Below are 11670 nucleotides of genomic sequence, written 5' to 3' on the forward strand. Positions count from 1 at the left end.
CAGGCTTGAGCGTGGCCGCTCACAGCTTCACCGCCATCGCGCTGTATGGCAGTGGTCAGGTATCCGCGGCGTGGACGTTGACGGTGACGGCCAATAACCCACCGACCATCACTCGTGCGGAAGACTCGAAAGGAGTAGAGATTCTCCCAGATGGCACGACCTTCGACACCACGGTCACGCTCAAAGGAAAAGGGGCTAAAGGTCAGAAAGTCCTGATAAAGGACGGCAACATCGAGATAGCCACGGCCGACGTCAATCCACAGAGTGGTGACTGGGTGTTCACGGCAAGGAACCTGAGCGCCGCCTCCCACAGGTTCACCGCCACTGCTCTGTATGGCAGTGGGGAAGTGTCGGATCCGCCGCGTGTCGTTAATGTTGCCAGTTTATTCACTCCTCGCATCACCATGGTCACCGACTCTAAAGGAACCGTAAACCCTGGTGCTACTACTTATGACACTAACGTAACTGTAAGCGGCGAAGGTCCGGCAGGACAACCACTGCAAATTTATGATAATGGCGTCCAAGTGGGGCCAGTTATCTCTGTGGACAGTAACGAACTATGGTCTCTTCACATCTCGGGCCTAACGATCGGAGGCCATAGTCTGATTGCACGCGCATTGTACCCAGTTAACCCTGTGGACAGTCAGCCTAGAACTTTCACTGTAGCCGCCTCGATAACTAAAGAGGATTTTGAAAGTGAGGCTAAATGGACCATATATATGGGGCAAACGAAAAGACTCAGCACAATGGAGATCACGGCAATTACAAGTGCGGAACATTATATGGGGACCGTGATGCCTTATGGGAGACCAGGGGTCGGTTTAAGTGGGGGTGTGCTATTTATCTCAAAAGTACGTGGTGACGGCGTGCCCGGCTCATTTAACTTCAGGATTCGCTTTCTGAAAACGTACCGACGAGTAGATTTTTGGTATGAATTCGCCATAAACCAATCTCCAAATGCAAGTGCTCAATCTGATTACTTTGATAGCAACGGAAGAAAACTAGGATCAAAGAGCTTTAATGCTATAGATGGTCCTCAGCAGCAACTTTCTTTCTCAAATGAAGGAATTGCATCCATGGAAATTCGTGGAATTTTGGGGCAGCACTTGTATTTTGATAAATTCGAGCTATACGGCTGACCAAAAAAATTCAATACAACAGAAATAATTCAGCGTTCCGCAGCTCATGGGAGGCGTGGTCATACTGAGGTGCCATATGACGGATTCATTAATTCGTCCCCTGGCACCTATTGCTATGGCACAACATTATCCAGCGCCTGAATCACCACCGTCCAGTACCCGGTTGACCATCAGTTCACTGGGCATGATCACCTGATACAGCATCAGCATGGCTCGGCGTTGTGAGTTGTCGACGGCGTCGCCGATGTCGCGGGCCATACCGCTGGCGGCGGCTAACGATTCGCGGGCTTCGACGAGCAAGGTTTCTTCGTCCACGGTGGGGTCGATGAGGAAGATTCTGTTCGCCCTGCATGACGAGGTTGAAGGGATCGAGATCTTCAGGGCGCCGGGGTTGAGGTAGAAGTTGATGGCGCGGTCGGTGGCCGCTTTTATCTTCTGCGGGTCGAGGGCTGGGTCGTACGGGATCGAAGTGTCCGGGGGATTGGGTGTGGCTTTGAACATCGATGTACTCCTATTGCAGTTATTCAGGAGCCATCACTCTCGCTACCAAACGAGGGGTGGTGGCCATACGCGGGTTGGTAGACCGGCTGCAATAGGAACCCGGCGCTCACGAGTGAGCCCCACGCATGACCACCATAAAAACGAGCCCCACAAAGGGACTGCAAAGGTGTTGCCATACAGCTATTACAGACGGGCTACCAAACCCGATCACTGATTTTCAGTGACAGGGAAACGATAAGCCCGTCGCATAGCCGTGTAGGCCGGCGGATTCTGGCGTACGCGTAGGTAACGGCGCAAGGCGTTGTAGCCGTTATGGCGTAACGGTTCATGTACTTTAAACGTGGTTGCGGGGTTATGTTTATTTGCGGGGTTTGCTCTGTTGTTTTGATTTTGTCTGATAGGCCGCTTTCGCGAGCAAGCCCGCTCCCACAGTTGGAATGAGTGCATTCAGGTGGGAGGTTGGTCGGTTGGCAGGCCGCCATCGCTGGCAAGCCAGCTCCCACAATTTGACTGAGTGCATTCAGTTTGGGATTGGTTGGCTGTAAGGGCGTCATCGAAGGCAAGCCAGCTCCCACAGGAATTTGTGGTGGGTCAGGGGGTGGGTGGGCGCAGCACCAGCGCAAACAGTTCGCCATGCCCGGTCACATTGAGCTTGTGATAGAGATTGCGCCGATGCACCTTCACCGTCTCCGGCGAGATGCCCATCTGCTGGGCGATGGCCTTGCTGGAGAAGCCCTGCAGAATCAGCCGCGCGGTGTCGACTTCGCGGGTGGTCAGGCGCGCATCGAAGCGATCGAGCAGCGTTGCCAGATCCCCCGCCACCGGCTCGCTGCCGGTCCCTTGTGGCGGCAACAGCTGCACGTGTCGGCGCATCGCCGCCAACACCCAGTCGCGCACACACAGCAGACGGCCCTGCTCGGCCAGGTCGAAAGCCGTCGAGCGCCCCAGTGACAGGCCAAGCACGCCGCCCTCGATGTTGATCATGAACTGCAACTCGTCCTCACCGACCACCGAGCGAAAGTAGCTCTGGTAATACTCGCTGTGCAAAAACTGGTCCGGCGCCACCGAAGCCAGGCTGTGCAGGCCGTCGGCGATGCCGGTCGAGGCGGTTTGGTAGAACGGATCGAGCAGGTACATCCCGGCGCTGTAGCTGGCCAGTTCTTCCTGCTCGTCGGCGCGGCCCTTGCTGTCGAAGTCGATCAGCAATTGCGGTGCCTGCCCCGCCTTCATCAGCGCCACCAGCGCGTTGTCCAGCGGCACCAGCAGGCGCAGCGTGTCGACCAGCGCGCGCCAGAAAGCGTCCTGGCCGACGGCGGCAAATACCCGCGCCAGACTTTGGTGCACCGGCAACTCCTGCAACAACGCGTCCACGCTCTACCCCTTTTGAGTAACCCATGATGGGAATGGGTCAGGCGTGCCCGCCCGGATAGGCTGAGCACTCCTGTCAATCACCGGCCTGCCGCAGGCCAGGAGTGCCGCATCATGCGTTGTCGTCGTGGCTATATCAACCGGGGCATCAACCTTGGCCTGCTCGCCTGTTTTGGCGTCGCATCCGTCGCCAGTGCCGCCGACGCACCGAGCGTGCACGTCTACAACTGGTACGACTACATCGGCCCCACGACCCTGGCTGACTTCAAGCGCGACAGCGGCATTCAACCGGTTTACGACACCTTCGACAGCGCCGAAGTGCTCGAAGGCAAACTGCTGACCAGCCGCAGCGGTTACGACGTGGTGGTGGCGAGCAACTTCAGCCTGCCGACGCTGATCAAGGCCGGTGCCCTTGCCCCGCTGCCGCGCGATCAACTGCCGGGCTGGAACAATCTGGACAGCGATCTGCTGAAAAAACTGGCCAACAACGATCCCGGCAATCAATACGCCGTGCCTTATCTGTGGGGCACCAATGGCATTGGCTACAACGTCGACAAAGTGCGCGCCGCGCTCGGCGACAAGGCGCCGCTGGATTCGTGGGATCTGGTGTTCAAGGAAGAGAACCTCGCCAAGCTTGGCCAGTGCGGGGTGGCGATGCTTGATTCGCCGTCGGAGATGCTCCCGGTGGCCCTGCACTACCTCGGGCTGCCGCCCAACAGCACCAAGCCCGAGGACTATCAGAAAGCCGAAGCGCTGCTGCTCAAATTGCGCCCGCACATCGCGTACTTCAACTCGTCGAAATTCATCAGTGACCTGTCCAACGGCAACATTTGTGTGGCGGTGGGCTGGTCCGGGGCGATGCTCGAAGCCAAGACCAACGCCGAGCAGGCGCACAACGGCGTGAAGATCGCCTACAGCCTGCCCAAGGAAGGCGCGCCAGTGTGGTTCGACACGCTGGTGCTGCTCAAGGATGCGCCGAACCGCGCTCAGGGTCTGGCGTTTATCGACTACCTGCTGCGCCCGGAAGTGATCGCGCCGGTCAGTGATCACCTGTCGTACCCCAACGGCAACCGCGCCGCGACGCCACTGGTGGCTGCGGCCACCCGGGATAACCCGGCGGTGTATCCGTCGGCCGCGGCGATGGCCACGTTGTACACCCTGGAACCGCTGCCCAAAGCCACCGAACGCGTGCGTACGCGGGTGTGGAGCAAGGTCAAGAACGGCCAGTAACCCCAACACATTTCCCTGTGGGAGCGAGCTTGCTCGCGAATGCGTCGGGTCAGTCAACATCTCCTTTGAATGACACACCGCCTTCGCGGGCAAGCCACGCTCCCACAGGGTTTCGTGTTCAGCCCCGCTCATTCATTTCTGCCTTTTTATAGAGAGACATCCCATGAAACCCCGTGCCCGTGACCTCAACATCCGTATCGGCCAACTGCAACCCGGCCCGCTCAACGCCATCACCGACGTCCCCGGCGTGCGCGTCGGCCACAGTAACGCGCGTGGCCGCAGCGACAGCGGACGTGACATCTGCACTGGCGTCACGGTGATCGAACCGCGTCGCGGCTCGACCAACCAGCAACCGTGCTTCGCCGGGGTGCATGTGCTCAATGGCAATGGCGATGCCACCGGCCTTGAGTGGATTCGCGAGGCCGGGCTGCTGACCTGTCCCATCGCCTTCACCAACACCCACAGCCTCGGCGTCGTGCGCGATGCGTTGATTGCGCTGGATCGCCAACAGCAACCGGACGACGGGCGCCTTTACTGGAACATGCCGGTGGTGCTGGAAACTTTCGATGGCTTGCTCAACGACATCAATGGTTTTCACGTCAAGCCCGAACATGTCGCCGAGGCGCTGAATTGCGCGCATGCCGGTGCCGTTGAAGAAGGCGCCGTCGGTGGCGGCAGCGGCATGATCTGCCATGAATTCAAGGGCGGCATCGGCAGCGCGTCACGCCGTTTGAGCAGCGCTCAGGGCGGCTGGACGGTGGGCGCGATCGTCCAGGCCAACCACGGCATTCGCAGCGAGTTGCGGGTCGACGGTTATCCGGTGGGTCGCTACATGGAGCAGGTGGATTCGCCGTTCCTGCGGGCTTCGCTGCCGCATCCGGGCATGGGTTCGATCGTGGTCTGCCTGGCCACCGACGCACCGCTGCTGCCGCATCAATGCACGCGTCTCGCGCAACGCGCCAGCCTCGGTCTGGCGCGCAGCGGCGGCGGTAACGAAGACCACAGCGGCGACATCTTCATCGCCTTCGCCACCGGCAACGATCACGTGCCGCCCGCCGCCTACGAGGGCAAAGGCGCGCCGACCTGCGACGGCTTGCGCATGGTCAACAACGACCACATCAGCGAGCTGTTCCTCGCGGCTACCGAGGCGGTCGAAGAAGCGATCATCAACGCCCTGCTCGCCAGCGAGAGCACCGAGGGCAACGGGCATGCGGTGCCGGGGCTGAATAAGGAAACACTGCTCGCCGCCCTCGCCAAGGCCGGCTGGCCCGGCGCCCGCTGACCTGTTGGAGCTGCGGCACGCTGCGATCTTTTTGACCTTGCTTTCATAAATCAAAAGATCGCAGCCTTCAGCAGCTCCTACAGGAGGTGAGGTTCAGGTGAACATCTGGGCGCCGATGTGCCGTGCCGTCTGCAGATGCTCCTGCGGATCACGCACCTCCGATTCCACCATCAGCGTCGAGCTGACCACCGTCGCCCCGCTGTAATCGAAAATCCCGTGTTCGATCTGCGCCTTCATCGCCGGGCCATAACCGTGGCGTTCGTAGGCGCGTTCATCGGCCCCTGCAAGCCCGACCAGATGCACGCGCAGGCGCTGCAGCTTCTTCACATGCTTGAGGTCGCCAGCGAAATCAAACGCCCAGCCGTTGCTGAACACCCGATCAATCCAACCCTTGAGCAACGCCGGCATCGACCACCAGTACACCGGGAATACCAGCACCAGAGCGTCAGCCCGATCAATCCGTGCCTGTTCCGCCAATACGTCGGCTGGCGGCCGCGCCTCACGGTGATGCACGGCGAAATCCGCTGCGCCGAACACCGGCTGAAATCCCTCGGCGTAAAGATCGGCGATTTCCCGGGTATTGGCGGGGTTGGCGCGGGTCAAGCCCTCGGCAATCTGCGTTGCCACGCTGTGGGTCAGCGAACGCGGTTCGTGATGCGCCACAACAATCAATGCGTGCATGGTCATTCTCCTGTAAGTTTGCGCTGACCAAGGGCTATATACTCTTGGTAAGTTACGAACAGTAAGTTACGTTTGGTATATAAACAATGTCAACCACAGAAATGACCGAAGCCGATTCCCCTGCCCAACCGCGACGTCGCCTGTCGCGCGAAGATCGCAACCGCCAGTTGCTCGACGTCGCCTGGCAGATCATTCGGGCCGAGGGCACCGATGCCCTGACCCTGGGTTATCTGGCGGACAAGGCCGGGGTGACCAAACCGGTGGTCTACGACCACTTCACCACTCGCTCGGGCTTGCTCGCGGCGCTGTATCGCGACTTCGATACTCGCCAGACTGCGGTGATGGATGCAGCGATCGACCAGTGCCCGCCAACGCTGATCGACACCGCGACGGTGATCGCCACGGCGTACGTCGATTGCGTGTTATTGCAGGGCAATGAGATTCCTGGAGTGATTGCCGCGCTGGGCAGCACGCCGGAGCTGGAAAAGATCAAGCGCGACTACGAGGCAATCTTCCTCGAAAAGTGCCGCAGTGTGCTGCAACCGCTGGCTGCTGGCGGGGAAATCACCCAGGCCGGTTTGCGCGCGATGCTCGGTGCCGCCGAGGCGTTGTCGAATGCTGCCGCCAGTGCTGAAATCAGTGCCGGGCAAGCGAAGGACGAGTTGTTCGCGACCATCATCGCGATGGTGGAACGGGCCGCCGCCCGTGCGACTAGCGGTACTTGAGTCAGCCCCCGCGCGTTCCCATGATGAAGGTACGCAGGCGCTTCACTCCTGAGCGACTGCGTAGGGAACGGGTGTTCTGAACCCCAAATCAAGCCTGTTCCCTGTTTCATGCGCAGCTTGAGCCTCATGGGCTCTACTTCTCCCCATCAAAGAGCCTTGAGGCTCTTTTTTTGTCCGTTTTTTGCGCCGGACTCAGGACTCAGTGCAGCGTCAGGCGCTGACGGACAAATTCTTCGACGTGACGGGTAGTTTGATCCAGATGCCGGTCGCGCTGTTTTTCGGCATCGAGCATCGCGCGCTTGCCGTTTTTCTGCAGCAGGTAGGTGTGGATCTGCTGCACTTCCAGCGAGCGATAGATCGGTGTGGTGTCGATGAAACCGCGCAGGCCATTGCTGCGGTAATGCCGGGTGCTCATCAGCACCTGGGTTTCGCGCGCGCCGATCACCTCGAAACCCAGCGCCTCGAAGTACGGCACTTTGCCGACACTGCAGGTCAGCTCGGCGTGCGGATAACGGCCGATCATCTCGCCGATCATTGCCCGCGCCACGCCCTGGCGACGATAGCCTTCGCGCACGGCCATGTAGGCGACGCTGCACGCTTCCCAATCGCCTTGCACCGGCAGGTACAAGAGGAAACCTATGACCCGCTCCGGGTCGTCCTCGGCCGTCGCCACCAGCAATTCCACCTCGGTGCCCTTCTCGCCATTCAGCGCCTCCAGATACAGATGCACCTCATAGCCGACCGCGTACTGATAGACGTTGTACAGCAGATTGCTCGGGCCAAGACCGACCGCGCTGATGTCGGTCAGGTAATCGACCACCAGTTGCAGAATCTGGCTGTTGACGCTTTCGGGGCATGGGGATTTGTAGTGGGTGATGCGTGGCATGACAACTGAACTCCGGCGGAAAACCGCGACATCATACCGTGTCCCGCCACCTGCTTTATGTAGGAGCTCGCGGTTGACCTGAAGAAAATTTCATCCTCCGTGGAGCGGATCTTTCGTCGATTTGGCGTCCAATTCTTCAGCTGCGTTCACTTTTTTCACGCAGGCCTTGAGGAGTTGTCATGAGCGTTTTGCGTTCACTGTTCAAATGGCGGCAAGCCTTGTTGCTGGTGCCGCTGACCCTGGCAGCGCTGGCCAGCACCCCGGTGTTTGCACAACCCCCGGTTTACATTCAGCAGGCACCGCCGCCGATGCGCATGGAAGTGATGCCCGGCCCGCGCCCCGGTTATGTCTGGGATCAGGGCCATTGGCGCTGGGAAGGACGCGGCTACGTGTGGATGCCCGGTCATTGGCAACCGGTGAGGTACGGCGCGCACTGGCGACCAGGCCACTGGCAGGCGCGCGGTCCTAACTGGTACTGGGTCGAAGGCCACTGGGCCCGTTGAGCCCGCTCGGCAACAACAACTTATCTACCGGGAAGACCACCATGTCGCGAAACCTGAAAACCCTGCTCGCCGCCTCACTGGTCGCGATCACCCTGTCGGGCTGTATTGTCGAACCGGTACGGCCGCATCGGCCACCGCCGCCGGTGGAAGTCGTGCCGGTCATGCCAGCGCCCGGTTATCACTGGGTCGCCGGTCACTATCGTTGGGATGGACGTGAATGGCGCTGGGCACCGGGACACTGGCGCGCCTATTGAACTGAGCGGCTGGCGTCACTGCTGTGGCGCCACCACCTTGAACTTGATCGCGATGTCGTTGGACACCACAGTGTCCGCCCACTCCCCCGCCCCGAGTCCGAACTGGTCACGCTTGAGCACCAGTTCACCGTCGAAAATGCCGATCGAACTGTCCGGTTTCAGCTCGACCGGCACCTGCACCTCGCGGGTGATGCCCTTGAGGGTGAGCTGGCCGACGATCAGATAATGATTGCCCGTGACCCGGGTAAAACGACTGGACTCGAACACCGCCACGGGAAAGCGCTGCGTATCGAACCACGCCGGTTTCACCAGTTCGGTGTTGGCGTCGGTGCTGCCGGCGTCGATGCTGTTGAGGTCGATGTGCAATGTGGTGTGGGCGTCGGCGAGGTTGTCGCTGTCGAACTGCAGTGTCGCGTCGAACTTGCCGAAGGTGCCGTACATCAGCGAGCCCATCTGGTTGTAGGTGAAGTTGATCTGGCTGGCGGTGGTGTTGACGCGGTTGTATTCAGCGGCCTGCGCCGCGCTCGTGACGCACAGGCAGGCAAACAGTGCCACAGCGGTGAATCGGGCACGCATGGGATTCTCCGGACAGGGCAAACCTTCGAGGCCTCGACTGACTTAAGCAAACAACCGGCGAATGCGCCATGTCATTTGTCTGCCGATGTGGCTCGGGCTCAGACCAGCCGCTCGATCTTCTGATGCTGCCAGATCAGTTTGTAATACAGCGTCTGCAACACCAGCATGCCCAGATACGCCACCGGGAACGCCATCCAAACGCCCTGCAAACCGTACTGACCGTCCAGCCAGTAAGCTGCCGGCAACTGCACGCCGACCACGCAGACAATCGCAATAATCACCGGCACCAGCACCGTTCCGCTGGCGCGCATGATGCCGCCGATGATCGCCTGGAAGCCGAACACCAACAGGCTCCACAGCATGATGTGCAGCAAGTGCTCAGCCATCGCCCGGGTCGAATCTTCGGTCAGGAACAATCCCAGCAACCAGTGCGACAACAGGTAACCGAGCACGATCAAACCGCCGGTCAGGCACACGTTGATCAACAGCCCGGTGCGCAGGATCGCTGCCAGGCGTTGCAGTTGCCCGGCACCAATGGCCTGGGCGCCAAGGATCGAGGCGGTGATGGCAATCGACAGCGCCGGAAACTGTACGTAGTTGACGATCTGCGTCACCGCGCCATAGGCCGCTGTCGCCTGCGAGCCGTGCTGGTTGACCAGCGCCAGAATCACCAGCTCCGACAGCGACAACACGATCATCTGCACCCCGGTCGGCAGGCCGATGCGCAGCACCTTGCCGAGAATCGCCGCGTCCAGGCGCAGTGCCGCGAAGAACTCGCGGTCCGGCGCCAGCGGATGGTCCTTGCGAATCAGCCGCCAAGCCAGCCACGTCATGGCCGACAGGTTACCGGCCAGGCCGGCGAAGGCGGCACTTTGAATGCCCAACTGTGGCAGACCGAACCAGCCACGAATCAACGCCGGGGTCAGCGCCAGCCCGACCGAGGTCGACACGATCAGCGCCAACAGTGGCGACACGGTGTCGCTGACTCCGCGCAGCAATTGCGTGAACAGCACAAACACCAGCATCGACGGCAGAATCCACATCATCACATGCGCATACGCCACTGCGTCGTCCAGTACATCCTCCGGGGTCCCCAGCCCCTGCAAGGCCTGCCGCGCAAATACACTGCCCAGAACCGCCGCGAGCAAGCCGATCAACACCCCCAGCAACAGCGTTGCCCCGGCGATCGCCTTGACCATGTGTGCCTCGCGCGCGCCCCACGCCTGGCCGATCAACACCCCGGCGCCCGCGCCCAGGCCGATCACCAGCGCGATAAAGAAAAAGATCACCGGAAACATCCCCGACACCGCCGCCAGCGCTTGCGTACCGAGCATCTGCCCAATGTAAATGCTGTTGACCGTGCCCGACATCGATTGCAGGAAGTTGGACAACACCATCGGCGCAAGGAACAGCAGGTAGGTTTGCCAGAGCGGTTTGATGGTGCTGGGGGTTTGCATTGAGGATCGTTCTCGGGGTGGGAGATGCGAGGGATATTACGCTAGATGGGCGGGATAAAGTCGGGTCGACATCGCCTCTGCTCAAGGCTTAAATGTCGGCACTATTTTTTGTGGAACGCGCCTGCCCATGACTCCGTTGCGAAATGCTCTGACCTGTTCCCTGCTGGTTCTGTTCAGCCACGCTGCCGGCGCCGCCGAGCCCCCGGTTTCCTCCGAATCGTTGCGTCCGTTGCTGACAACCTTGAACGAACGCCTGAACATCGGCGACCTCGTCGCCCTGACCAAATGGGACAGTGGCAAGCCGATTCAGGACAGCCCGCGCGAAGCCCAGGTCATCGCCAATGCCCGCACCCTGGCGACCGAACACCAGCTCGAGCCCGAAGAAGTCGCCCAGTTGATCGCTGCACAAATGGAGGCAAACAAACTGGTGCAGTACGGATTGCTCGCGCAATGGCAGGCGGCTGGTGCGGCGCCGGACACCCCGCGACCGGATCTGGCGAAGCAGATTCGTCCGCGCCTGGACGAGCTGCAAACCCGCCTGCTGCGCCAGTACACCGACTTCGCGCCGCATCGCCGCGACCCGAATTGCCCGGTCTGGCTGGCCAATGCCCGACAGGGCCTGACACACGACGCACTGCATGATCTGGCCCTGACCCGGGCCACCGGAGAACTATGCATTCGGGCGCAGAAGCTCTGAATCCGGACTTGCGGCATACATCGCTGGCGTCGATAGTCACCATCACGCCAATGAAGTTCTCATAAAAAATCCGCGGCGTAACATCAGCTCCATACCAACCCAATACACCCCGGAGCACACGATCATGAAACGCCAAACCATCCTCGGCATCGCTTTCTCGGTTCTTGCAGTTAACGCTTTTGCAGCAACACCCGTTCACACCTTGGTCGCTGAAGGCGGCTCGGACAAGTTGATTGAAAGCCGTCTGGCTGAAGGTGGTTCTGATCGTTTGCTGGAGCGCCGTGTTGCCGAAGGTGGCTCGGATCGTCTGCTGGAGCGCCGTGTCGCTGAAGGTGGTTCGGATCGTCTGCAAGAACGCCGTGTCGCTGAAG

13 protein-coding genes and 1 pseudogene are annotated in these 11670 nt (G+C 60.3%); 8 read left to right on the forward strand and 6 right to left on the reverse strand.

Annotated features, from left to right (window positions below):
• Positions 1-1139, forward strand: a pseudogene (locus QRN61_RS27155) (hypothetical protein); the annotation flags it as partial.
• Between the two features lie 126 nt (positions 1140-1265).
• Here the strand turns inward: QRN61_RS27155 and QRN61_RS27160 are convergent.
• Both QRN61_RS27160 and QRN61_RS27165 read right to left on the reverse strand, forming a co-directional pair.
• Positions 1266-1640 carry a DUF6124 family protein gene (locus tag QRN61_RS27160; protein WP_285376354.1) on the reverse strand — a complete coding sequence of 125 codons (375 nt, stop codon included), beginning with the start codon at positions 1638-1640 and terminating at the stop codon, positions 1266-1268.
• Positions 1641-2231: 591 nt separating this feature from the next.
• Positions 2232-3011: a helix-turn-helix transcriptional regulator gene (locus QRN61_RS27165; RefSeq protein WP_285376357.1), complete on the reverse strand. Its 780-nt coding sequence runs from the start codon at positions 3009-3011 to the stop codon at positions 2232-2234.
• Between the two features lie 111 nt (positions 3012-3122).
• Here QRN61_RS27165 and QRN61_RS27170 point away from each other — a divergent pair, with 111 nt between their 5' ends.
• Both QRN61_RS27170 and QRN61_RS27175 read left to right on the forward strand, forming a co-directional pair.
• Positions 3123-4238, forward strand: coding sequence for a polyamine ABC transporter substrate-binding protein (locus tag QRN61_RS27170; RefSeq protein WP_285376360.1), 1116 nt, complete (start codon positions 3123-3125; stop codon positions 4236-4238).
• A gap of 163 nt (positions 4239-4401) precedes the next feature.
• Positions 4402-5520 carry a DmpA family aminopeptidase gene (locus tag QRN61_RS27175; RefSeq protein WP_285376362.1) on the forward strand — a complete coding sequence of 373 codons (1119 nt, stop codon included), beginning with the start codon at positions 4402-4404 and terminating at the stop codon, positions 5518-5520.
• Between the two features lie 93 nt (positions 5521-5613).
• Here the strand turns inward: QRN61_RS27175 and QRN61_RS27180 are convergent, their stop codons facing one another.
• Positions 5614-6201, reverse strand: a complete 588-nt coding sequence (locus QRN61_RS27180; protein WP_027614717.1) for an NAD(P)H-dependent oxidoreductase — start codon at positions 6199-6201, stop codon at positions 5614-5616.
• Positions 6202-6287: 86 nt separating this feature from the next.
• Here QRN61_RS27180 and QRN61_RS27185 point away from each other — a divergent pair, with 86 nt between their 5' ends.
• The gene (locus tag QRN61_RS27185; protein WP_096795609.1) at positions 6288-6926 is read left to right on the forward strand and encodes a TetR/AcrR family transcriptional regulator; all 639 of its coding nucleotides are present in this window, start codon (positions 6288-6290) and stop codon (positions 6924-6926) included.
• Between the two features lie 199 nt (positions 6927-7125).
• Here QRN61_RS27185 and QRN61_RS27190 read toward each other — a convergent pair whose 3' ends face one another.
• Complete coding sequence (locus tag QRN61_RS27190; RefSeq protein WP_115990153.1) at positions 7126-7812, reverse strand: GNAT family N-acetyltransferase; 687 nt, start codon at positions 7810-7812, stop codon at positions 7126-7128.
• A 179-nt stretch (positions 7813-7991) separates the two neighbouring features.
• Here QRN61_RS27190 and QRN61_RS27195 point away from each other — a divergent pair, with 179 nt between their 5' ends.
• Both QRN61_RS27195 and QRN61_RS27200 read left to right on the forward strand, forming a co-directional pair.
• On the forward strand, positions 7992-8315 hold the full coding sequence (locus QRN61_RS27195; protein WP_223008049.1) for a YXWGXW repeat-containing protein: 324 nt from the start codon (positions 7992-7994) through the stop codon (positions 8313-8315).
• Between the two features lie 41 nt (positions 8316-8356).
• Positions 8357-8569, forward strand: a complete 213-nt coding sequence (locus QRN61_RS27200) for a YXWGXW repeat-containing protein (protein WP_027614713.1) — start codon at positions 8357-8359, stop codon at positions 8567-8569.
• 15 nt (positions 8570-8584) lie between these two features.
• Here QRN61_RS27200 and QRN61_RS27205 read toward each other — a convergent pair whose 3' ends face one another.
• Both QRN61_RS27205 and QRN61_RS27210 read right to left on the reverse strand, forming a co-directional pair.
• Complete coding sequence (locus tag QRN61_RS27205) at positions 8585-9145, reverse strand: YceI family protein (protein ID WP_285376372.1); 561 nt, start codon at positions 9143-9145, stop codon at positions 8585-8587.
• Between the two features lie 98 nt (positions 9146-9243).
• The gene (locus QRN61_RS27210) at positions 9244-10602 is read right to left on the reverse strand and encodes an MATE family efflux transporter (RefSeq protein ID WP_183782703.1); all 1359 of its coding nucleotides are present in this window, start codon (positions 10600-10602) and stop codon (positions 9244-9246) included.
• Between the two features lie 127 nt (positions 10603-10729).
• Here QRN61_RS27210 and QRN61_RS27215 point away from each other — a divergent pair, with 127 nt between their 5' ends.
• Positions 10730-11299, forward strand: a complete 570-nt coding sequence (locus QRN61_RS27215; RefSeq protein WP_285376374.1) for a chorismate mutase — start codon at positions 10730-10732, stop codon at positions 11297-11299.
• Positions 11300-11423: 124 nt separating this feature from the next.
• On the forward strand, positions 11424-11670 hold a 247-nt coding region (locus QRN61_RS27220; protein ID WP_285376376.1), incomplete at its 3' end, for a hypothetical protein.

Source organism: Pseudomonas sp. lyk4-TYG-107 (assembly GCF_030209055.1).
GTDB classification, from domain to species: Bacteria; Pseudomonadota; Gammaproteobacteria; order Pseudomonadales; family Pseudomonadaceae; genus Aquipseudomonas; species Aquipseudomonas putida_A.